The sequence below is a fragment of the Streptomyces sp. NRRL WC-3618 genome (genome assembly GCF_001280005.1).
Lineage (GTDB): Bacteria > Actinomycetota > Actinomycetes > Streptomycetales > Streptomycetaceae > Streptomyces.
The window spans coordinates 1-22,939 of record NZ_LGDW01000036.1; the positions used below are offsets into that span (position 1 = coordinate 1).

Below are 22,939 nucleotides of genomic sequence, written 5' to 3' on the forward strand. Positions count from 1 at the left end.
TCTGCGCTGGTCATGGTGGAGACGCCTCAGCCAAACCCGGGCCCGCCGCAGCCACTACAAACGCCGAGGCCACATCCTGCAACTGTGATTGCAGTACTAAGGCCGCGAGGGCACATTCAGGTCACATGACCGTCATTCACTTCGTCGTATACCCGGGGGACGACCGGACCGGGGCGCCTCCTGGCACTCGTGCTCGTACGCCGAGCGCAGACGGTTCTTCGCGGGAGGCACCGCGTCGGCGGCGGGTAACACCGGGCGCAGGGCCGGAGCCACGGCACCGACCTCGTTCGCCTGGTCACCCGTGACCGGCGAGAACCTCCGCCCCGTAATCCCGGGTTCACCTCGCCAGTGGCAACGATCATGGATACGGTTAACGTCCTACGATCAGATCCTCGGGTGCCGATTCCTGTGGGGGGATGTTATGGGGAAGCGTCGCGGCTTTTTTGCGGAGCTGAACTACCAGGCGCAGCAAGCGGAGAAGCGTCGGCGTCAGCAAGAGGCCGCTGGCCATCGTGCTCATCTCGCGGCGCAGCGCCAAGCAGAGCGAGCCGCGAAGGCGTACGAGCGCGCGCAATTGGCGGCGGCGCGATCCTCTGCCGCGGAGAGGAAAGCCGCAGAGCGTGAGGCCACGCGGCTCCACGTGGAGTCCAGGCTCGCTGAGGTCGAGTCGATGAACGCCAGCCTGGTCGGCGATCTCGCCGACATCGACGGTCTGCTCGCGTGGACCGTGGACATGGACGACTACGTCGATCTCGAATCCCTGAAGATCTCGGCGGTCGAGCATCCTCCGTTCGCACCTGGTCGCATGGCCGTCCCAACACCCGAGGTTCCGGAGCCGAACTACGCGCCTGAGCCCGTGTACGAGGAGCCGGCCGCACCCGGCGGCCTTTCCGCCATGCTCGGCGGCAAGAAGCGGCACCAACAGGCTGTCGAGGGGGCTCGGACCGCCTTTGCGGACGCGCATCGCCACTGGGAGCGCGCCAAGGACGCCGCTCACAGCAGCTACGTCAAGAAGGCAGCCCAGCGCGAAAAGTCGGAAGCCAAGCGCATGGCGGAACTGTCGGCCGCTGAGGAGAAGTACAAGCAGGAATGTGAGAAGCGCGAGGCTGACGCATCAGCTCACAATGCGGAGGTCGCCAAGCTCATCAACGACCTTGCCTTCGATGTCGAGTCTGCCATCCAGGAGTACGTCGGCATCGTCCTGTCCAACTCGGTCTACCCCGAGGTCTTCCCGGTCGAGCACGACCATGTATTCAATCTCGCGTCCCGCGAACTCTCGCTCAAGGTCAGCGTTCCGGAGCCTTCATCCATACCCGCCGTGAAGGCGTACCGGTACGTGAAGGCGAAGGATGAGATCGCTTCGACCAGCCTGCCCGTCCGCGAAAAGAAGGAGCGGTACGCGAACGCGGTCTGGCAGGTCGCGGTTCGCAGTCTGCACGAAGTTTTCGAGGCCGACCGCGCCGGCAAAGTCCACTCGATCGCGCTGGCGGTCGGCGTTGACACAATCGACCCTGCCACCGGCCGCCCGGCCACCGTTCCTCTGGTCATCGTGGCGGCGGACCGTGAGACCTTCAACAGCTTCGATCTGGCCAAAGTGGTCCCCCAGGCCACGTTGCAGCACCTCGGTGCCGCGATGTCGAAGTCGCCATTCGACCTGGTCCCGGCGGACACCAGTCGCGGTGTCCGCGTTCGGGGGCAGTGACCATGCGGTTCAACCCACCTCCAGGGTGGCCCACACCGCCCGAGGGCTGGATGCCCCCGCCAGGATGGAACCCTGACCCGGCCTGGCCGGCCCCACCACCTGGCTGGCACCTCTTCGTGCCCGACGATGGGTCCGAACCGGACGTCGACGCCGATAAGCCCATGACCGGGCAGACCATCGGGTCCCCTCCCACGGACCCGCCGCAGGGGTCACCGGGAACGCGGCAGGACCCCGCCTCAGCCGTTCCACCGACTCCGCTACCGCACCGAGGAGTCGACCCCGCGCCACTGCTGGCCCGCATCGCCGACCTCGAAGCGGCGCTCGCCACCGCACAAGGTGGCTCCGACCTGATCGATCTCAGCGATCAGCGTGCCCTGCAGGATGTCGGCATCTATCGCTACCACCATCCCTTGGAGAACGCGGCGGCCTACAAGGACCGGTTGCGCAGCCTCGAGGACAAGATCGACGAAGCCGTCAAGAGCAGTCGCGCGATCCTCGCAGCCGACATGTTCACCTTCGACGGTTCTCTGGCCCGGGGCCGGAAGCTGGTCGGCGATCTGTCCAAGCTGATGCTGCGGGCCTACAACGCCGAGGCCGACAACTGCGTTCGCTCGCTGCGGTCGGGGAACGTACGCACTGCGCTGAAGCGGCTGGAGTCGGCGGTCACCGCGATCGAGAGGCTCGGGGCGATCATGGAGATGCGGATCAACCCCGAATATCACGCGCTGCGTGTCACCGAACTCGAACTGACCGCCGACTTCCAGATAAAAATGCAGGAAGAGCGCGAACACGCCCGCCACGAGCGCCAGCTTCTCCGCGAACAGCGCCAGGCCGAGCAGGAGTTGGCCGCCGAGAAGGAACGGCTTGAGAAGGAACGAGCGCACTACGTCAGCGCCCTGGCATCACTCCGCGCCAAGGGCGACGACGCCGCCGTCACGGAACTCTCCAGCCGCCTCGCCGACATCGAGAAGGCCATCGCAGCCAACGACTACCGCATCGCGAACATCCGTGCCGGTTACGTGTACGTCATCTCCAACATCGGTGCGTTCGGTCCGAACATCGTCAAGATCGGCATGACCCGCCGCCTCGATCCGATGGACCGCGTCCGGGAACTCGGCGACGCTTCCGTGCCGTTCCGGTACGACGTCCACGCCTTGTTCTTCTCCGAGGACGCCGTGACTCTGGAGTCGCAACTCCACAAGGCGTTCGCCAGCCGACGCGTCAACTTCGTCAATCAGCGGCGTGAATTCTTCTTCGCCACACCGTCCGAAGTCCGGACACTCCTGGCGGACAAAGTGGGCGGCCTACTCGAATTCACAGAGGAACCCACGGCACCTGAGTATTTCCAGAGTCGCAACCGCTGGCCTCAGCAAAGCTGAACGCGGATCCCGCAGAGCAATCCCCGTCCGCGTGGTTCGTCAACCTCTTGGAAGGGCTCCGCGCGATGTCGTCGAGGAGATTGCCGACCCGGCCGCAGAGGTCCAGCGCCTTGTCGATGCTCGCACCACCGAGCACAACACCGGGGCGCACGCCGGCAGTACCGGGAGGCCAAGGTCCCAGCTCAGCCGTCGGCCGGTGTTGGTTACTGGAGAGACCGGCCGCGCTCGCCCGTATGCGCTGTCGGTGTCAGTGCCTCGTGCGACGCTCATGGCATGGACGAGTGGGACCTGGAGAACGCTGATCCAAGCCAGCAGGTAGGAGCACGACACCACACGGTGCCCGCCTTCTACCTCCGCAGGTTCGCCAACTCCCAGAATCAGCTGTGGGTCCGCGATCGCAGGTCCCCCACACCCGGGCTGCGCAAAGAAACCGATCTGGCTATCCGGGACTTCTACACATTCCAGAACATCCACGGTGAGCCGGACGGGCGCATGGAACTGGTGCTGCAGAAGGTCGAGGACAACGCGGGAGCGCGCTGCGTCGCGTGACCTCGGCCGTGACCTGGGGGCGCCCGATCACTCCCGAAGACAAGACGGACCTCTGTATCTTCACGGCCTTCCAACTCGTCCGTGGGCTCCGCAAGCGCCGCGAGATCGAGCTCATGTCGAACTTCTACGTCCGCATCATGCAGCTGAACGCACCCGTCGGTGCCGGGCGCCACGAGATCGCCGCCTACCGGGAAATGCTCCGCGACTTCAGAACCCTTGAGGTCACCAGCCATCCCAACGAGCACGTGAGCCTTATGGGCAAGCTGGCCGAACCTCTCTCCGAGCACTTGCTCAACAGACCCTTGACCGTAGTCGAATTGACCGACAGCGCGCTGCTCACCTGCGACGAGCCCGTCGCTACCTTCGAGGATCAGGAGAATGGGCCTGATCCCGTGATCCCGCAGGCTCGTCGCCGGACCCGCAGTCGGAGGCGCCGAGGGCAAGGAGAAATCCGGCAGACCAGGACTCTCATCCAGGTCCAGAGCACCAGGAATCGAGGGCTGGCCAGAGCTGATGACATCGTCGTACCTGTGGGTCGGCGAACTCTCCTCTTCAGCCACCCTGTCGCTACCGTGCCCTCGCATTTTCGGATGACTCCGGAAGAAAGCCGGGAAGCGGCCGTGAAGGTCAACAAGCGCCTGCTGGCACAGGCATACTTCATGGCATTCGCACACCCGGACGACCGACACCTTCTCGCGGACCCCCTGGCCCGCTCTACCGCCTCGGCGGTGTCCATCCCGAGCAGGCCCGGGTGGCGGAAGCCGCTCTGACCCACCTCCGCCCCGAGCTGTTCGGCCGACGCTGAGTTCTCCTCCGCTGCTCCTGCAATGCCGCCCTTCCGGCCGCGCTCGCTTTCCGGTCGCGGTAGCACACGCGTCTCGAACGGCGAGACGCATTTCCTGTGAACTGCGCCTAGCCGCACACAGACCCCCGCCGACAGGCCCCGATCCGCATATCGGCTCATGAGCATCACGGCGCCACCGCCCGAACCCAGGGAGCCATGGGCCCGCTCCGCAGTCGTCCGGTCGTTCGCCGGACACTCAGGCACGCACGGGCTGTCATGGCCGGTCCGATGTCCTCGCAGAACTCAGGACGCCCTCGTGGCGGACCGCTTCGCGCTCCTGCTTCCTTTGGTGCCTGTACTGCTGCGCCCCGGCTTGGCGGGCACCCTCTTTTCGCCTGGTGGCCTCCTCCGGGTCTGCGCCCGTCCGCGGCAGTTCTGTCCGGGTCGGTGTGGTCGGCCACTTGAGCTCGATCTCCAGCTCGATCTCCCCGTCACCGATCTCGACCTCGATCTCGCTGCGAAGGTCCTCGGGGACCCGCAGGCTCAGCGTTCCCGGGCTGAGTTTAAGTTCGGCTTCCCCACCTTCCCTCAGCGCGGCTGCGATCGCTGTGAGCTGGTCGGCCGCCTCAAGTCGTGACAGCGAGCGCTTCTGCTCGAACTTGAGGTCCTTCATGGTGTCTCCAATCCGGATACGGCCCGGGTGTCGGGCCGCACCTCGAGGCCGTCCCCTGCTTCATCGCTCCGACGCCCTACGGGCACCCCCCGGCGAAGGCGCGGCGACCACCGCTCCGTCCAGGTGATCCCCACTGTGGGTCCGCCGAGTGCGGTTCCGCATCACCCGGAACAGGTGAATGACGACAGTCGGCCTTCCGGCCGTTGGCAGGCCCGCGAAGAGCCTGCCGACCGGGGCCGATCAAGGTCGCACATGCACGCGACAACGGGGATTCAGGACGTCACTCGCCGCTCTCCGGGCGGTGTGGTGTCACCCGCTCGACGGCGGCGGCGCGGCCGGAGGCGGCGAGCAGTGCGAGCAGCACCAGCAGGATGACGACGAGCAGCATGATGGTCAGAACCGTCGGATGGTTCCACAACGCGAAGACCAGGGCCATGATCAACAGCGAGGCCAGCGCGATCCACCGGCGCTGGGCCTGGGCCCACGCGCCCACCCGGCCGGTGCGGACATGGTGGCCGTACGCCCACCGCGCGGTCGAGTCCGCGGCGCGGTCGGATGTGCCCCTGACGGCGAGCGGCAGCCTTCCGGGCAGTCGAGCCAGTCGGCTCCTTCCCGAAAACGGCGGAAAATTCGCTGACAGCCGGTCAGGACATCACGTAGGGGCAGGTCAGATGCACAGCAGACGTGTCTTCGCCAGGCGCCTTCTAAGCGCCTGCTCTATTGCTCCTTGCGTGGGGCGCCTCTTCAGGGGCGGTTCAGGGCGTCACGATCGTTGCACGCTGACAACATAGGCCCGCATTCCGAGAGGGTGCGCACTACAACGCTGTCTCCAGACAGCGGGAAGCCCCGGGGGCGTAGAGGTGTCCACACGGGCATGGGCCAGGAGGACGTCGATGAGCCCATCAGAGAAGGGACCCTGCTCAAGACGAGGCATAAGAGCGACGCCGAGGTTGCCACTCAATAAGTGGGGGCACTGCCAGAGCATCGATCGAAACCGATCAGAGCAGAGGAACATTGATGCAGCATTGACCATTGTGAGCCATGCGGGCCCTATGCCCTTCAGCGCCAGATAGCGCTCTGACCAATGAGGGCCGCAGGTATATGCCGCCCCGATCGCGGGCGATGAAAACTATTTGAAATGCGGATCGATTCGAAGACCGCACTCGCCGCGGGGAGCAATAACAGCGACGATATATCGTTCCAAGCTGTTCCTGGTTTGATAGGGGCTCGATCATCTCCAATGATCGAGCCCCTATCAAACCAGGAACAGCTTACTCACGACCAAAGTGCGTCAGAGCCACTCCTTTGAACCGTGGCACTGCGACCGCTCTTGCTGTTGACAGCATTTGGCAGCCGTTGCGGTGAGAGCGGCATCGACGGCGGCGCTGTCGTTTTAACCCGTTCGTAACGGACTACAGAGGGCCGCCGGTTCATGTGGACGGTGAATCGTCCGTCATGCTCTGGGTACACAGCATCGCATCACGCACCGCGCTGACATCCCGTCCGGGTGTCAAACGTCGAACAGCTGCAGCTGGCCGTCAGTGTCGGCGTCCGCTGTCTCCGACTCCAGGTTCGGCACCGGCTGTTCCACCGGCGAGGCGTCCTGCGCGTCGTCCAAATCATCCGAAGCGCCGGATTGTCCCACCGCTCCCGTCTCTCCCATTTCCTTCTCCTCCGCCTCTTCGCCCTTCGGCGTCGGCAGGACGTACTCCTGCGCCAGGCCGGCCAAGTGGAGTGGCAGGGGCAGGGCAAGGGCCTGGTCGTAGTCCGAAGGCTGGCGCAGAACATGGGTAAGGAGCGCGAAGGAGCTCGGGTCGTCATCAGCCGGATGGCAACCGAGGACGGCGATCTCCAGCAACCCCGGCATCCAGGCCGCCTGGCCGGTGTCAATGGTGGGTTCGCCCTTACGCTTGCCCTGGGCAATCGGCCGGGGCGAGAGCCTATCGGCGGTCACCGCCGCATGCTTGAACTGCACTGGCTTGGCCGTAGTGCTGAAGAAGACGCGGACGTCCTCAGCCGCACCCTCCGGCACCCACAAGCCCTGCTGGATACCATTCGCCTTGTCCTTCGGCGCTCTCCCCCACCACTGCGGTGTCTCGTTCCGGGCCCCTGCGCGGACCCGAACCAGCCGCAGGTCGGGGTCGAGGCGACGAGCCGGGGCAAGGCCGTCTTGCAGACGATCCCGTTCGATCCGGCCATCCTGGAGCCAGGTCCAGTGCGAGCGGGCGTTGTGGGCCTCGGCGAACAGGACGGTCGGCGCGGCGCGAAGGGACGCACGCAGGCCCTGGAGCCACTCGGCGGCCTCACGGCGCTGCCGTTCACGTTCTTGGTAGAGCTTCGGACGCTCCAGCTCACCTCCCGTCTCCGCCTCCGACGTGTCGGCGGCGCCGTCCTGTGGTCCGCGCTGGCCAGGCACAACGGGCTTGACCTCTGCCTTCGTGGTCAGCCTCAGCAGCAGTTCGGGGTACGGGACCCAGGCGCCGGCGCCGGAGCGCGCCTCAGGGTCCCAGCCTTCGACGCGGGCCGCGCCGGTGCCCGCCGGGTCCGGGGTGACCATGATGCCGACCGGGACGTAGGCGGCCCAGCGATTCCGAGTCGTGCGGTTCTTGCGGACCATCCACAGTGCAGCGTGCCGCAGTCCGTCGGGCAGACCTTCGCCTGCGGCATGACGGGGGACCGTACGCGCGCCGAGCTGCCGCAGACCGTCGTTCCAAGCGCTGAGCGTACGGTGCCTCAGGCTGGACGCTGTCTCCGCACCTTTGCCGTTCTCGTCGCCCGCCACAGGCACCGTGGTGAACTGTGTGACGAAGCCAGCCTTGGCGCAGCCGAGTCGCATGGCGAACTTCGGGTCGTGCAGTGTACTCGGGTAGGACGCAGCGCGGCCGATCTCTACAAGGGCGAGGGCCGGCACGTCGGTGGTGCGTTCCGCAGCCAGCCACTGTGCGGCGCTGTCGCGGCGGGCTGCAATTGCGGCGGTGACTTGGGCGTCCTTGATACGGGTGCCGGTGGGCAGATCGAGGGGGGCAAGGAGGCTGTCGGCGGTGTGGTCACCGAGCGCGACGAGCGGGCGCAGGCAGTGGACCCTCACGGTCAGCTCCGGGGCGGACCATTCGTGCACGATCGGGGCACCGGCCGTGGCATCGTCGTACTGCTGTGCGGTGAAGGACCCACCGTCGCCCTTGAGGCCCAGATGCTCGGCGAGGGAGGCCAAGGCGGCGTCACGCAGCCGCGGCGACTGCCACAGCAGCCGTGCCTCCAGCACGGGAGCGCCGCCCTGGCGCGCCACGCCGTCGAGGGCGTCCAGCGCGTAGGCCGCCGCCAGCCGGCGCTGAGTGCACCGCTCCGCATCGATCGTCTCCTTGTCCCCCTTAGGGACGTTCGCGGGCGTACCCCGGTCGATCAGCGAGAGGTCCGGGGCACGGCGCACCTCGGGTGTAAGGGCACCTTCCGCCCAGTCGGTGAGCTGCGAGAGCTGGTGTGCCATGAAGCCGGTGCCCACATCGTGCCGACCCATCGCGGTGCGGTGCAGAACACCGGCCCGAGCGTCGTCGCGCAGCCAGGACGCAGGGTCGGTCAGAATCGCGCCAGCGTCCGGGAAGGGCTCGCCCAAAGGTAGCCCGGCGAGCATCGCTGCGGGGCCGCCCCCACGCCACCGGTCGGCGAACCCGCCCTTCTCGCCCAAGTCCTTGTCCCAGTAACGCTCCAGACGGGCGATGGCGAACCGCTCGCTGCGGGGCGTGCCCGGCAGGAACGGCCTGCGCGGACGCAGCAGGACGGTGGTGCTCGCACCCCACGGGAGGTGCAATCGGCCCGTTTTGGCGCTGGTACGAGTGGCCCAGCGACGAACCGACCAGCGGAGGTTGAAGCGCGGCAACGGGTCGAACGGCACGGTCTGCAGCGTGATCGACAGCGTCACCGACCACCAGGAATCCTGCTTCTCGTCAGGCCCGGGGAACCGAATCGGCTCGGAGACGAGTTGAGCACCCTGGTCACGCGGTCCGCGCGGCATGGCCCGGAAGGTGAGTTGCCCACCGCCGTACGGGTACGGGCCCAGGGCGAGGATCCTGCGGGCCAGCCAGTCAGGGCTGAGGCTGTACTGGTGTGGTGACGGACGCGCGGTGCCGCCTTGGGTCGTGTCACGCGGCATGAGTTCGTGGTGGACGGTCTCCCAACGCGGCGGATGGGCCGTCAGTTCGGCGATGGTTTCCTTCAGCAGGCCGTGATGCTCGGGCTCGGGCCTCAAGTCACGCAGCCAGTGCTTGAGCACGGTGTCCAGGACCGGGCCAGGGAGCGGGTCGGGGAGGTCGGCCGGAGCACACAGCCAGTGGGCCGGTGCGTCCAGGTCGCGGTCGTGGAAAGGGCGCGGCAGCGCAAGGACGTCGGGCGCGAACGCCTGCAGAACCTGTTCCAAGCGCCAGGTTGGTGCCGTACGCCACGGCTCTTTGCCCGCTGCCACCCGGGGCGCGTTGCACAGAGTCAGAACGGCGTCCCGCCACTGCTCGGGAAAGGGCAGGACGCGGTAGGGCGCGATGTGAGAGGCAGAGGTGTCGGTCGGACGCCAGGCTGTTGTGCGAGCGGAGCGGTAGACGGGTGGCATAGGACAGCTCCCAACGAGCAGAGTCGGGCGGTCAACGATGGGTCATCGTGCGGAGGGCGTTGTAGAACGGCTGGTACAGGAGACGGACCAGAGCGCGAGCCGCCGGGTCGGGGTGGGGCGGGGCGGTGTCGGCCTGTTCGGCACGGGGCCGGTCCGTCAGGTAGGGGTCGAGGATGCCGCCGAGGGCGTGGAGCAGGCCGTCGGTGCCCGGCACATCGGTCACGGAGGGCGGCTCGCCTGTGCTGCCGGGTGCGAGCTGCCTCGCCAAGCGAGGCGAGAAGGCGGCATCGACGAATACCACCCGTGCGGGCACTCCGCCGCGCACCAGACGGCCGATGACCTGCCACAGCGTGACGAGCTGGTCCCAAGCGAAGGCACGCTTCTCCCAGGTGGGCAGTGAGCTGTATGCGTACCGGCGGTTGAGCAGCCGGCGCCATTCGCGGCGACCCTGGTGACGCAGAGCTCGGGCCGCTTCGTCCAGCGATCCCTCCTTCTCCATGAGTTCGGTGAGCGTGTGCGGGCCGTCGAGGCTGTCTCGGCGCGGCTCGTCGCGCAGCATGCCGCTCAGCCAGTGGTTGACGGCGAAAACGGACAAGTCGAGGTCGTCGGGGCGAGGGTGCGGGCGAACCAAGAACAGGGCCGTCCCGAAGGCCGCCTTGCCCTCCTCGTTAAGGATGTTGTGGCCGCGCTCGACGGCAAGCAGTGGAGCGACCAGGACTTCTGCGGTGTCATCGTCCGCGAAGCGGGCGACATCGCCACGCCGTAGCGTCGCCGGAGTCTCGTCCGGCTGCCCGGGGGCAGTGCCGGTTGGTCCACCGCTGCCGCGGGCTTCGTCGTCCGGGATCAGCGCGCTCACCTTGCCGCGCCAGGCGTCGAAGCGGTGCAGTGCCTCGGCCACCGCCGCGGCTTCCCGGTAGCTGCCGACGAGGATCAGCGCTCGGCGCCGACTCGTCTCAGGGATCCGGCTGATCTCCTGGCCTAGCACCGATGTGCCGCCTAGTCCCGGTTCGCCGAGCCGCCGAGCCATCGCGACCGCTTGGGCGAGCCGGTCGCGCGGTGGTGTGCCGGAGAGGCTCATCGGGCGGCCGTCACGGTCGTAGAGGAAACGGGTAGCGAATGAGGTTTGAGCCACGGCGGCCAGGGACGCTTCGGTGGGCTTGAGGACGAGGCTCACCGGGACGCGGACGTGGGCCCGGCTGGACTCGCCGGCCCAGCTGGTGCCGGACATCAACACGACGTGCGGGCCGCCACGGCCGATGGCCGGGTCGGCGCCGAGGCCGTCAAGGTTCAGCAGCAACTCGCGCCCCACTCCCGCGCAGCGGAAGAAGCGCAGAGTGCCGCCGCGGCGGCCAGCGTCGTCGCGTTCCTCGCCGTCAGGGAGGTACTGGTAGCCGAGGATGTTACCCATGGGCGCCTCGGGCACCAGCGGGGCGTAGTCCAGCGGGACGCGCCGAGCCAGCTCCTTGCCCTGAGAGTCCAGTCGCAGGGCGGCCTCCACATGCGGCCATAGGAACGTGAGCCGCTCCAGCCGGTGATGCAGGGTGCTCAGCAACAGGAGGAAGGAGAGCCGCAGGCACAAGGTGTCCCACCAGTCTTTCGTTGGCTCGGGCGGAGGCATGGCGGTTGCGGGCTGTTCCGCCCGTACCTCCTCCGTCACCCGGTCGACGAGCTGACCGGCCAGCTCGCGCACGCGCTCCTTCGTACGGCCCGCTGCCATGTGGTGGAGGAGGGCGTCGGCCGTGTCGGTAAGGACGCCGGTGAGCGAGTCGAGGGTGTCACCTTCGTCGAACGGATCGTCGCGGAAGGCATCCCAGGCTTCCTCGAGCAGGCGGCGAGCCGGGGAGAGCGCGACGTGCGAGGAAGGGCCGGGTTCATGGGCCACGTCGTCGTAGCCCTCGTAGAGTTCAGCGCTGTCGACGGAGGTGTCGTCCGCGGCGGACGCTTCCCGTGCGGCCTGGCACTGCGCCCCTTCACGGTAGCGCCGGGTCACGTCGCGGAACAGGTCGTCGAGCAGGTTCTGCTGGAGGGTCCACGGGCTGAAGTAGGCGGGATCAGCCCAGTTTCGGAGGTCTTCGTCTTTGATCAGCAGAGCGCAGAGCGGGTCGACGGCGAGGGTGACGGTTCCCAGGGCCCGGTTCCACTGGGCGACCTGGCCGTCTGTCAGCGGCAGGCGGCCACGCCTGCTCAGCTCTTCGATCTTGTAGCGGTTGAGTTGGTCGAGCCAGGAGTCAGTATCAGGGCGGACCAGCGTGCCGGATGGGGTGAAAAGGCGGTCGAGTGCCATCTGGACGCTGTCCGCCTCGTCCACGAAAATCAAGTCGCTTCGCAGGCAGGCCAGTTCCAGTTGGCGCAACCGCTCGTCGTTGAGGTGCGCGGACACCTGGCTCTGCACCAGGCTGGCCGGGTTGGCCACCCAGATCAGAGCGTCAACTTGCGCGCGGGCAGCCGCGTGGCGCGGGCACTCGGCCCAGAGGGGGCAACCGTGCGGGCGGCCGGGCAGGTGGTCCGGGGCGTGGGACAGGCGGGGTGGAGTGTTCCTCCGGTCGGGAGTCCATTGCTCCAGAACAACCGTTTCCGGTTCCGCCCCGCCGCGCTGTGGCTCCGGGTGCAGCCGGTTGCACGGCGCGTCACGATACTCCAGCGGATCGCCCTCGATTCCGCGCAGGCCACTCACCGGGCAGGCGGTGCTCAGCAGGTCGAAGCCGGGGTCGTCGTGGTCGAGGAGGTTATCGAGTCCTCGGGCGGACAGTCGCCGGTGCAGCCGCTGGAGATGCTGCTCGCGTGTGGTGGTGCCGAGCACCGGCGCGGCGGCGATGTCGAGTGCGTCGAAGAGGGCGCACAGCCGCAGCTGTTCGGCGACATCGCCGACGACGAGCGTGGTGCGCAGTGGAGTCTTGCGTTGGGCGGCCCAGACGGCTGTCAGAATCATAAAGGTGCTCTTACCGGCACCGACCATGCCGGCCAGGTGGACCATGCCGGCCAGTTCGACCTCGTCGGCCTCGGCGTAGTCCGTTCCCGCAATATCGCGAGGCGCGAACTTGACCCCATCCAGCCGCTGTTCCCAGTGGCCGGGATGTGGGACGCCCGCCTCGCGCTCGCGCTCGTCCATCCAGCGGGCCGTCGCGCACAGTTCACCGCGCCGCACAGTGAGGGGTTCGCCGCCACCAGGCCGGCCCGCGGCAAGGTCGTGGCCGGGCGGATTGGCGAAGACGAGGTCCTCGGGAATGGTGACCGAGGCATTGCGACGACGTTCCTGGAAGGAACTCGTCCCTGCGGGGGCCGGTTTCAGGGCGCGGGTCACCATGCCCGGCAACTGGGTGAGGGCCTGGTCGTAGACGCCCATCCGGCGCCCGGCCACCATTGGCACCACGGGTCGAGGACCGCCAGCGGTTCCGGCAGGCGGCAGCTCGTAAGCTCGCAGCCTGCTGGAGACCAACCGGTAGGCGTCCAGCGCCTGCCGCCAGGCGCGCCGCCGCAGCGGCCACAGGAGGTGCCGGGCGGCGGCGAGGGCCATGCGCTGCCACGGCTGCTGCGCCAACCCGGCGCGTTGGGCGAACTGATAGCCACCGAACAGTACGTAGGCGTCCTCAGCGTCCGCCGTCGGGGCAAGCAGTTCGAGCAGCCGCAGCCCCAGTTCGACACGGCACAACTCGAGCGGGCCGAACCCGTCCGGGGCACTGGCCCCGGACCACTCGTCCCTCAGCTCCTCCACTACCGACTCGCACCAGGCTTTCTCGTCACGCATCTGTGTTCTCCCGGCTGTCGGCGCGGGTGCCACGGCGCGGCTCAGCCAACCGCTGCCGGGCGGCCCGGATCAGTTCGTCGTCGGTAAGCAGGTGTACGGCAGCGGATGTTGCGGGTCGGGCGCGCTGAAACGCCTGCTGATATCCGGGGCGTTCGCGCACCCGGTAAACAGGCACCACCCAGAACGCCTCGTCGTACGGAGGCTCGGGCCGCACAGGGCGGGCGGCTCGGCCGAGGAAGGTCGGGTGTGCCCAATCTTTGACGTCGACGGCCCAGCGGTGGCCGTCGGGGAAGGCCACCAGTAGGTCATAAGCGTCAAAGCCGGGCCACATGGTGACGTCGAGGCCCAGATCGGCAAAGCGGTCCTCCAGTTCCACTTCAGCCAATCCTGGCCCGGTGACGTGCCGACGCAGCGGGCGCTCCAGCTGGTACACGGTGCCCGCGTGGGCCGCTTCGATCAGACGGCCGACCGGCGGGTCTCCCTGCCGGCGGCAGCGGTCCCGCTCGCACCACCACTCTCCGCCCGCTAGCGGCGTCAGCAGCGTCCCGCAGCGGCCGCACACCGCGTAGCAGCCGTCCCGGCTCCAGGAAAGAGGGACTTCCGGGTAGATCAGGTCGATCAAGTCCCAGACCGGCTCCAACGTGAAGTCGCCGTGCAAGGCGAAAAGTTCCTGGGCCGTCAGCACCGGCCGCCGCACCAGCAGGCCGCGGAACTCGGTGTACGCGTCCTCCTCGCCGTGGCTGCGGCACCGGTCCAGGGCGGCCCGCATCACCTGCCGGTCGCGGTGCCGCACAGCCGGGTCTGGCGCCAAGCGCTCCCACTCGCTCCACTCGTGGCACAGCTGGGTGGGACGATGCGAGTACGGGTCGAGCAGGACATCGTCCGGGCCGACGGCGTCCGACGGCAGCGACAGCGGCCAGTCCTCCAGCGGAATGTCGGCACACCGCTGGACGAGTTCCGCGAGCGAGGCGGGCGGCCGGAGTCCGCGGCTCAGCCAGGCGACGACCGCCCGGTCCAGGGCGAGTTGAACGACAGGAGGGTATGGCAGCGAGAAGGCGTCCAACCCGGTGGTGTGGTCCAGGACGCACAAGGCCCGGGCCACCGTGGCCAGCAGAGGGACGCCGTCGTGGGCGGCCCAGTCATCAAGCGCGTCTGCGGACGGATCGCGGGTGGTATGGAGACTCACGGGCACGGGTTTCACTCCAAGTAGTGCGACGCAACGACTTGACGGAGACGGTAGGGACTTCACACCCCTCAACCTGCGGCAGCCACGCGCTCCTTGCCGGTGGCACACCAGGACAGCGCCTCGCAGTCAGTGCAGTCGTAGCCGGGCCGGGGCGCCGCGTCGTAGCGGGTCTCGGCGGACCAGGGCACGGTGTACGAGGCAAGGACGGTACGGGCGTGCTCAACCGTGGCTTCGTCGCCAGGATCGAACTCCTCCAAGGCCGCCCCGTTCGGGCGCAGGATCTCCAGTTCCACGCGGGACCGTCGCGGATCGCCACCGAGTACGCCAGACGCCAGGAGCAGCACCATGAGGGCGAGCTGCGGATGCTTCTCCAGCAGGACGGTCCGGCTGCCCGATGGAAACGCACTGGTCTTGGTCTCGCGAACGACCACGCCGCCTCGTTCCTCGTAGACCAGGTCGCAGGAAGCGATGACGATGACGTCGGCCTGCGGGTCGTGGACCGTCACCCGATGCTGCGGACGGAACTGCGTCGCGGCCGGGTTATCAAGCGGGCACCGGGCCCGATGGGCCCGGAGCATCCCGAGGGCGGGAGCCAGCTCCTCGTCCGCTAGACCCGGCAAGTGCGCGGGCAGGGGCACCTCGTGGCACGGTGGGGCGTCCGCCGAGGCGTGCCGGGCGTTGAGCCAGCTGTCGACGGCCCGGCCTCTGCGCACGGCCTCGTTCTCCTGGACGGAGTTCGGCAGCTTGAGCACGCGGGTCAGGTGGTAGCGGGCGGGACAGTCGTGATGTGCCCTCAGGTCGCTGACCGATACCGTGCGCCGCTTGCCGGGCGACGCGGGAGGTGGAACCGCGAGGAGAGCGGGCGCACTCGGTAAGGCGGAGCACTCGGGTAGCACCTTGCAACCAGCACAGTGAGCACCGGCGATGCGTTCGCGGCCGTCGAGGACGCGGCCGAGCCGGGGCACGACGTGTTGCTCGTGCAAGTCCCGGATCTCTGCGGCACTCCAGTCCGCGAAGGCGTCGGTCTCGATTGCGCGCAGGAGCCGGATACGGCCTTCGGTGAGACCAGCGGAGTACACCCGGACGCGTTCCGGCCGTGGCGGAGGCGCCGGATGCCTGTGAGCCGGGGACTGGTGCTTGAACGGGGGGATGCGGGCCGGAATCCCGTAGTACAGGACAGAGGCGACAGCGGCGAGTTCAGGTAGCGGGAGATACTCTTTGGCATTTCCTTTGGCCGGAATGACGAGTTCGCGCAGCGTTGCGTCGGCCGAGACGTACTGCCGCCCCCAGACGGTGCGTTCGTAGTCGGTGATACCGCGCACGTCGGGCTCCGCGACCGCGCGGAACGCGATCCATGCGTCCGAGGCGCGGAACGTGCGGGGGAGGCTGGCGCCGTCCCGGCTTTCCTGGTCCCGGCGGCGGGCGTCGAGGTAGCGCTCGGCAGCAGCCGCCGACCAGGTTACGTGCTGCGGCAGGCACCGGGACCGCATCCCTCGGCACCGATCCAGGGCCTGGTCGATGTTCTGCGCCTCGCCAGACTCCAGCTGGTCGAGCAGCTCCTGCGGGAGCGCGAACGGGAACTCCTCTCGCGGCGTCTTGGACGAAACCCGGATCACAGCGGACAGATCACGGCGGACGCTGAGAGCACGGTTCATCGGACAACCGGTCTCCTCGTCGCGCAGGTGACGGACCGGGATGCGGGCCAGGCGCCCGGCGCCGACCGTACCGGGGGGATTGACCCAAGGCTGCACGGTGCGGACTCCTTGCGGTCTCGACGGTTAAGGGCAATCACCGTGACAGAGCCCTGTGAACAAAGTCAAGGCACGCAGTATTCTCCTGTAACTTGGCGTCTGACGGTTCGCCAGGAAAAGCAGGGAGTACGCGTGGTGGAGCCATGGCCGGCGGGGAAGAAGCTTGCGGGCAGATTCAGCCGTGCTGGGGAAGGCGCTTGGGGCGGCATGGGCGTCGTCTACCGGGCGACCGCCGACAGGTATGCCGGGCGGGCGGTCGCAGTGAAGTTCCTGTGGCCGCGAGATTCGGAGGCCGCCCTGCGCGGGTACCGGGCGCCCACCCCCCAAGAGCTACGGCGTTTCGACCGCGAGTGTGAGATGCACCGACGTTTCGGCGGCCAGGGCGTGCCGGCCTTCGTCCACGCGGATCTCTCCCCGCCGCGCCCGTACCTCGTCACGGAGTACGTCGACGGCTATGACCTGCATGCCTTTCTTACCCGGAACAGACCCACCCTGTCGGCCGCAGCGTGCGTGGTTGTCCCGCTGCTGGAGGTACTCGGGCGGGTGCATGGGGCGGGCGTAGTGCACCGGGACGTCAAGCCTGCCAACGTCCTTCTGGCCCGGCGGGACGGCGTCGTGTATCTCACCGACTTCGGCATCGCCCTGCCGAAAGATCCGACGGCCACCCGATACACCAACGGCCGAACGCCCGGCACCATCGGCTACATGGCCCCGGAGATCCACCGCGGCGAACGTAACCCGGGCCCGGAGGCTGACCTGTACGGTGTCGCCTGCATCGCCTTCCAGATGGTGACCGGACGGCTGGTTTTCGAGGCCGACCACTCCGACTACGACTTGGCCCGCCTGCACTGCGAGCAGCGACCGCCGCTGCTCAGCGACGATATCCCCGGCCTGCCGTCCGGGATCGTGGACATCACCGACCGCATGCTCGCCAAGTCGCCCGCCGACAGGCCGCCTTTGGAGCTGGCCCTCGAGATCTGGCGGCTACTCCTGCCCTCACCCGGTGACCCCGCTCCGCGTCCCGCCCTTGACCCCGACCCGACGCTGCCCCATCGCGCTGCGGACACCACTGCGGCCCCGCGAGCGGCAACGGCGTCCCCGAGCGCGCGCCGCCCCCGGGTGCATCGCCGCCCCGTCGGCGGACCTACCCGATCCGCTCTGCGGAATCTGTGCGCCGAGGCCGAGATCGAAGTCGAACGCGGCGAACCGGACAAGGCTGTCGACGAGCTGACCGCAATGCTGGTGCGCGCCGAGCAGTGCCTCCCTGGGGCGGTCCGCGAAGTGCAGGGCGCGCGCCTCACCGTGGCCCGTGCTCAGCTGCTGCGCGGGGAAACGGCTGCCGTCGGCCGCACCTGCCGGGACGTCGCCAGGCGGCTCGCGGACGCACCGGCAGGCACGGAGACCGGTGAACTGCGGGTCCGGGCGCGGCTCGGAGCAGTCCAGGTGATGGCTGCGGAGGGGAGCCCAGTCCAGGCGGTGGCGGACGACTGGCTGGAGCTGGCCGAGGTACTCACGTCTTGGCCTGGGCCGGGGCCGTCCCGTCAGACCGTGGAACTCTGCCGGGAGGTGGGCGTCGAAGTGGAGGAACTTACTTTGGACGCGAGGCAAGGAGAAGTGTCACCGGGGCTGCCCGAAGCGATCCGCAAGCTGCTGGCACTGCTGCCAAGGCCAGCTTGACGAGCCTCGCAGAAACTGGCGCCCGGCGCCTGCCAAGCCCCTGTTCCTTACTCCCCCGTCAACCTGCCCTGGGCCAGCAGTCCCGACAGCATGGCGGAGAGCAGTTCACCGTGCCTGTCGAGATCGGCCACCGCCTCCCGGAACCGGACGAGCTGGCGGTAGACCTCCCCGATCCGCCGCTGCTGCACCATTGGCGCGCGCAGGACGCGCAGCCGGCGTACGTCGACCCGGGAGGTGGAGGAGGCACGGGTTCCTGCCCGCTGATCATTGCCTGGCGCGCGCAGACACGCGGCGAGGAAGAACGGGTCGAGCAGTGCAGGGTCGGTCCGCAGCCGGACAGTGTGGGCACCGAGCAGGCGTGGCCCGGCCGTCTCGACCCAGACGTCGAATCCGCCAGCTGCGGTTACGACCACGACGTCGCCGAAGGACGTCAGAACCCCCTGTCCCTCAGCCTCCAGCCCGGCAGCCTGCGCCGCGTCAACCCAGGGTTCCTCGCCCTGGACGGCCCACGGGGTGACAACGCACAGGGCTCCCTCGGCCCGCGCTCCCTGCTGGATCAGATCATCGGCGACGGCCTTTCCGGCCGTCACGTCCAGGGCACCGGAACGTTCCAAGTCACCCACGACGGTGTAGCCGAAGACGTCCGGCGCCGCGGCACTCGCCTCGTGTTCGTGGACGCCCTTGGCAGCGTCGTCCACGTCCATCAGCGCCTTGTCCCAGCCGGCCCAGGCGCGGCGCAGTTCTACCGGCCCCACAGACCGTTCAGTCACGGTGCGCCGGGAGGGCGTCAGCTCGGTCTCGTCGCTGAGTAGTTCCATTGTCGGCACCCGTGTGACCCCTGGTACGTCACTGCCGCGTAGGGCCGCCACGGTGCGCTCACGCAGACCGTCCCAGTCGACGGCCGTGCCTCGGCCGGTGAGCGCGGTCGTCCGGCAGTCTGCGACGTCAATGAAGGTCACCTCGTCTGCAGGGTGCTCACCAGGCTTTGCCAACAGCCACAAGTGCAGCCCCACTCCGTGCGGCGGCGCACTCCCGGGCGGCAGAGCGACTACGGCGCGCACGGCTCCGGTACGCACCAGCCCCGCCCTGATTCGCCGTCCGGCCCGGCGCGAAGCGACACCGGGCGGTAGGACCAGCACTGCGACGCCCCCAGGTTCCAGTACGGACAGACAGTGCTGCACCCACGCCAGCTCAGGCTCGGTTCGCGGTGGCAGGCCATACATCCAGCGAGGGTCGGTCACCAGCTCCTCGTGTCCCCATGAACGTTCGTTGGACGGTGGATAACTCAGAATCACATCGGCACTGGAGGCATGCTCCAGGGCGGCGTCACGCAGCGTGTCCGCAGACCGGACGTGGCGCTCGCAGTCCGGGAACTCCAGACCCAGCCTGGCGCGGGTGAGGCGAGCCACGGCAGCGTCATTGTCAACACCTGCCAGCACGGGCGGAGGTACCTGCCCCGACCACCGCCGACCGGACGCAGCCAGCAGCGAGCCCATCCCGCACGCAGGGTCCAGCACCCGACGCACCGGCGCACTGCCGCCACGCAGTTCGGCGGCCAGGGTCACCATGGTGTCGGCTAGTTGGCGGGGGCTGACGATCAACTGGCGTACATGGACGGCGTGCCAACGATCCAACAACACGGCGAAGGCTTCCTCCGGCGACTGACGACCGGCCAGCCGCACAACCTCGTCCGCAAGCCTCCGATCAGCAGTGCCAGGTTCCGGCGCTCCGTGCGGCGGGTTCATTGGCGGGATTGCCAGACGCTCCCCCGCCGAGGCCAGCAGATGGGCCATCCCGTCCCGATCGCCGAGGTCCTCGATCCGTGGCCAGAGCCGGTCCCAGCCACTGGAGGACTCGTCGATCTTGCCGTGCCGTAGAAGCCAGGACTCTGCATCCACCAGGGAAAACATAGGGCTGGCATCCGTGCCGCCAACAGGTTCCGGGAAGTCGCTGTGACGCCGCCTCCAGTTACTCACAGCGGCGCGACCAACTCCGGCAAGCCGCGCGATCCCTGCAAGGCTGAGCGTGACCGGTTCGTCCTGCTGCTCCATGGTCTCTCGTTTCAGGGATGGTATGGCTGGATGGGGCGGGCTGTGCGCACCCTGATGCGTGGTGCGCCCAGTGAGCGAAGCCTACGTGTTGACTCTGTCAATGTACTCTCGCGTAGGTAGCACGAGAGCCGTGTCCAGCAGCCCCCCGCACCACCCCGCTGCCGTTCCCGACGCCATGCCAGCTCCGCAGTGGCTGCCACAGGGGAAGGGGGATGCCTGGCTTCGGTGACACTTCCCGCCTCTGGATGGCTCGGTGTGGATCCCCGGCTACTCCGCCACCAAGCTGCTCGTGACCTGGGGCTGACGAGTGGGTCCCAGGTTGGGGCCCTCCCCTAGCCAGGGCAGGTACATGACCACGACCTGGGAAAGCTGCGGGAGCGGCTGGAGGACAGCGACAACAACTTGTTCGGCGCCGACGGTGATCAGCACCTGGTAGTCGAGCCCATCCGGGACCTGCACAGCCGCGACTCGAAGGGAGACCAAGGGCGCTACCGGACCACGACCAAAGGTGTCCCTTCGCTGGCCGCCGTGTGATGCGCCAACCCGCCGTTGGCCCGAGAGCGTCGACATCCTTTTCCGCTACACACAGGACCGCCTCAACCGTACTGGCCAGACCACCTGAGAGGCGGAATCCCTCAGCGTCGGAGTAGTCTGCCTCGCGCACTCAGGGCGTTCCGGAGTCAGATATCGGCACCTGAAGTGCGTGATGTGATAAGCCAGTTGGTGAGCTCCCCGGTGGCGAGGTACACCAGAAGATCCAGTCGAGGAATGCCTCGTCGTAGTCTCCGCGTTGGTCAGCTCGGCGGTGACGTAGGTCGTAGCGGTTGGCAATCTCGAACAGTGCCCCCTCATCGTGCTTGCCAACCTGCTCCTTGATCAGGGCACGGCGTTCTTCAAGGATGCCCGCTAGGGTGACGATCGCCGAGCGCTTGCTCTCGGCTGTTGCGTCGCGTCCTCGGAAGAGGGCGATGTCGTGGCGGATACCGCTGGTGGTGTCCAGGGTGCTGTTGTCGAGGACGCGGTGCACAAGCTGGCTGCGGGCGTCGTCGGTGACGGCGATCAGACGTCCGAGGTCCTCGCCTTGGGCGGCCAGTTCATATTCGATGCCGACTTCGCGCAGCAGATGGTTGACCTTCCAGCGGTACATGACGCGCGCTGGACCGTTGTGGAACTCCGAGTGGTGCCACCCGCAGGCACTGTAGGAGTGGAAGCGCCTCATGTGGGGACGGCTGACCAGATCGTGGAACACCTCGATCAGGCCGTAGAAGATGTCTTCGTCCCACGTTTCCGGCGCCACGGGTCACAGAGAGGGATGCCGAGGCACCGGTCGATCACCTCAGAGGCATCGGGGAACTCGCCGGGGTCGTCGACGCATTCCTCCCCGGACACTTCGACCAGGTAACCGTTGTCAGCGAACTCACCGATGATCCGCGCGAAGTCCCGCCGCGCGTCGCGTGGCGTGCGGCCGTCGTGCGCGAGCCCGCTGCCACGGCGCTGTGGCCAGTACGGCCGGGCGCGACGGCGGGGCGGATATCGGCTGAGCGGGTGACGAGTTCGGTGAACCAGTCCCGCTGGTCCGTCGCTGCTCGGTTGCCCCAGCGAGTTGGTGTAGAAGCCCAGGGATCATCGGAGGGCACCGTGCGCTGGGGCAGGTCCTGGAAGTCGGCGACTGCGGTCGTGCCGGCCAGCGCCTCCGACAGGAGCCACTCCGCCCGCTCTTCCCACGAGGAATTCGAGGAACGAAGGAGGCGCTCGCTCTCGGAGGCAAACAACGATACGGGCCAAAGGAGTTCGTAGTTGCTCAGGTCCAGACTCACCGCGTCATCATCGCCCGTCAGCGGCCCGTCGGGGGTCCTGTGCCTCGGCCGACCTCCCGGTCAGCGAACCGTACGGACGCAGCCGTCCCCCGGTGGAAGCGCTCCGGGGGCTCGCGGAAACCTCGTGCGGTTCGTTCCGCGCCGCGCGTACGCTGGCCGTGCCGCAGGCGCGACCACGTCCCTCGCCCGGCCAATCCTCAAGGAATTCACGTGAGTACGTCGTTCCCCTTCCTCCAGGAATGGATGAACCGGGCCCCGCAACAGCACCCGCTGGCCGACCTGATCGCCGAGGCCACCGGGAACAGCCTCATGGACAACTTCGCCTCGGTCATCGTCACGGCCTTCGAGAACATCGTCGAGGCCCTGGAGAAAGCGCAGCCCCAGCGGATCGCCGGCGTGCGCCGCGACTTCCGCAATGCCACCACCAAAGACGACCTGCTCATCGTGCGGGCCGAGATGGTCGCCGGCGCCAAGCTCGCGCGCGCCGGGATCCTCTTCGACTTCGGCCAGCGCAACGGCGCCACCGAGCCGGACCTGGTGCTGCGTGAGATGCACCTCGCCATCGAGGTCAAGGCCCGCCGCCTGGACGGCGTGCAGGACCTGCGCACCGAACTCGCCACCGCGCTCACCGGCATCACCCCACCCGTCCTTGTGGAGTTGAGAACCGACTCCCAGCCCCTCGCTATCAAGGCCGTCGAGAGGGCCAAGGTGGTCGAAGACACCGTCCAACGGGCAATCAGCCAGAACTTCGGTACGGTGGTCACCGAGGTGGGCCAGCCGTGGTCGGCACGCAAGCGCCTCCTGCTCCACGTCGGGATCCACCAGGCAGCTGACCTCACGAGCGGCTCGCAGATCATCGTCACCGGCGGCTTCTGGGGCAACGAGCCGAGTCCCTACCTGCTTGACGTGGAGAACGAGGTGCTGGCCGCCCTAGCCTCGCGCTTTCACGAGGTGGGGTGTCCGAGGCTTGATCAAATAAGCGGAGAGTGCTCCTGACCTGCAACGATGGGACTTGTCTAGGGTCCTGT

General features: G+C 67.9%; 14 protein-coding genes and 1 pseudogene. 6 read left to right on the top strand and 9 right to left on the bottom strand.

All coding sequences use genetic code 11. From position 1 onward, the window contains the following. Positions 1-421: 421 nt before the first annotated feature. The 4 genes from ADL01_RS05640 to ADL01_RS05655 all read left to right on the top strand — a co-directional run bounded on the left by ADL01_RS05640 (position 422) and on the right by ADL01_RS05655 (position 4,400). Positions 422-1,702: a hypothetical protein gene (locus tag ADL01_RS05640; RefSeq protein WP_053740775.1), complete on the top strand. Its 1,281-nt coding sequence runs from the start codon at positions 422-424 to the stop codon at positions 1,700-1,702. Between the two features lie 161 nt (positions 1,703-1,863). After that, a complete protein-coding gene (locus tag ADL01_RS05645; RefSeq protein WP_199834763.1) occupies positions 1,864-3,081 on the top strand; it encodes a DUF4041 domain-containing protein in 1,218 nt (405 codons plus the stop codon). Positions 3,082-3,354: 273 nt separating this feature from the next. Beyond that, entirely contained in the window at positions 3,355-3,630 is a 276-nt protein-coding gene (locus tag ADL01_RS47420; RefSeq protein ID WP_078960339.1) for a DUF4238 domain-containing protein, read from the top strand. Beyond that, entirely contained in the window at positions 3,627-4,400 is a 774-nt protein-coding gene (locus tag ADL01_RS05655; RefSeq protein ID WP_053740778.1) for a DUF4238 domain-containing protein, read from the top strand. Before ADL01_RS47420 ends, ADL01_RS05655 begins: the two co-directional genes overlap by 4 nt. 288 nt (positions 4,401-4,688) lie before the next feature. On the opposite strand, the gene ADL01_RS05660 is transcribed toward ADL01_RS05655, so the two are convergent. The 6 genes from ADL01_RS05660 to ADL01_RS05685 all read right to left on the bottom strand — a co-directional run bounded on the left by ADL01_RS05660 (position 4,689) and on the right by ADL01_RS05685 (position 16,366). Continuing rightward, positions 4,689-5,087: an amphi-Trp domain-containing protein gene (locus ADL01_RS05660; protein ID WP_078960341.1), complete on the bottom strand. Its 399-nt coding sequence runs from the start codon at positions 5,085-5,087 to the stop codon at positions 4,689-4,691. Positions 5,088-5,367: 280 nt separating this feature from the next. Beyond that, positions 5,368-5,580, bottom strand: a complete 213-nt coding sequence (locus ADL01_RS05665) for a hypothetical protein (protein WP_234354506.1) — start codon at positions 5,578-5,580, stop codon at positions 5,368-5,370. A gap of 1,017 nt (positions 5,581-6,597) precedes the next feature. Beyond that, on the bottom strand, positions 6,598-9,684 hold the full coding sequence (locus ADL01_RS05670) for a pPIWI_RE module domain-containing protein (RefSeq protein WP_063783457.1): 3,087 nt from the start codon (positions 9,682-9,684) through the stop codon (positions 6,598-6,600). 31 nt (positions 9,685-9,715) lie between these two features. Further along, entirely contained in the window at positions 9,716-13,429 is a 3,714-nt protein-coding gene (locus ADL01_RS05675; RefSeq protein ID WP_053740781.1) for a hypothetical protein, read from the bottom strand. Beyond that, positions 13,422-14,615 (bottom strand): HU-CCDC81 and SPOR domain-containing protein, encoded by a 1,194-nt coding sequence (locus ADL01_RS05680; RefSeq protein WP_053740782.1) that lies wholly within the window; start codon positions 14,613-14,615, stop codon positions 13,422-13,424. The genes ADL01_RS05675 and ADL01_RS05680 overlap by 8 nt, the downstream gene beginning before the upstream one ends. A 68-nt stretch (positions 14,616-14,683) precedes the next feature. Continuing rightward, positions 14,684-16,366: a PD-(D/E)XK nuclease family protein gene (locus tag ADL01_RS05685; protein ID WP_053740783.1), complete on the bottom strand. Its 1,683-nt coding sequence runs from the start codon at positions 16,364-16,366 to the stop codon at positions 14,684-14,686. A 207-nt stretch (positions 16,367-16,573) separates the two neighbouring features. Between ADL01_RS05685 and ADL01_RS05690 the strand changes: the two genes are divergently transcribed. Continuing rightward, positions 16,574-18,043, top strand: coding sequence for a serine/threonine-protein kinase (locus ADL01_RS05690; protein WP_053740784.1), 1,470 nt, complete (start codon positions 16,574-16,576; stop codon positions 18,041-18,043). Positions 18,044-18,090: 47 nt separating this feature from the next. Here the strand turns inward: ADL01_RS05690 and ADL01_RS40965 are convergent, their stop codons facing one another. The 3 genes and pseudogenes from ADL01_RS40965 to ADL01_RS47425 form a co-directional block, all read right to left on the bottom strand. Next, on the bottom strand, positions 18,091-19,941 hold the full coding sequence (locus tag ADL01_RS40965; protein WP_159049459.1) for an N-6 DNA methylase: 1,851 nt from the start codon (positions 19,939-19,941) through the stop codon (positions 18,091-18,093). Positions 19,942-20,361: 420 nt separating this feature from the next. Next, positions 20,362-20,553: a hypothetical protein gene (locus ADL01_RS05700; RefSeq protein ID WP_053740786.1), complete on the bottom strand. Its 192-nt coding sequence runs from the start codon at positions 20,551-20,553 to the stop codon at positions 20,362-20,364. Between the two features lie 221 nt (positions 20,554-20,774). After that, positions 20,775-21,911: pseudogene (locus ADL01_RS47425) on the bottom strand (hypothetical protein). A gap of 210 nt (positions 21,912-22,121) precedes the next feature. Here ADL01_RS47425 and ADL01_RS05710 point away from each other — a divergent pair. Continuing rightward, on the top strand, positions 22,122-22,907 hold the full coding sequence (locus tag ADL01_RS05710; protein WP_053740787.1) for a hypothetical protein: 786 nt from the start codon (positions 22,122-22,124) through the stop codon (positions 22,905-22,907). Positions 22,908-22,939 lie beyond the last annotated feature (32 nt).

Bases quoted from the DNA above. Each gene is read 5' to 3' on its own strand.
- ADL01_RS05645 (WP_199834763.1), top strand. From the start codon at position 1,864: ATGACCGGGCAGACCATCGGGTCCCCTCCCACGGACCCGCCGCAGGGG.
- ADL01_RS05670 (WP_063783457.1), bottom strand. From the start codon at position 9,684: ATGCCACCCGTCTACCGCTCCGCTCGCACAACAGCCTGGCGTCCGACC.
- ADL01_RS05675 (WP_053740781.1), bottom strand. From the start codon at position 13,429: ATGCGTGACGAGAAAGCCTGGTGCGAGTCGGTAGTGGAGGAGCTGAGG.
- ADL01_RS05640 (WP_053740775.1), top strand. From the start codon at position 422: ATGGGGAAGCGTCGCGGCTTTTTTGCGGAGCTGAACTACCAGGCGCAG.
- ADL01_RS47420 (WP_078960339.1), top strand. From the start codon at position 3,355: ATGGACGAGTGGGACCTGGAGAACGCTGATCCAAGCCAGCAGGTAGGA.
- ADL01_RS05660 (WP_078960341.1), bottom strand. From the start codon at position 5,087: ATGAAGGACCTCAAGTTCGAGCAGAAGCGCTCGCTGTCACGACTTGAG.
- ADL01_RS05690 (WP_053740784.1), top strand. From the start codon at position 16,574: ATGGGCGTCGTCTACCGGGCGACCGCCGACAGGTATGCCGGGCGGGCG.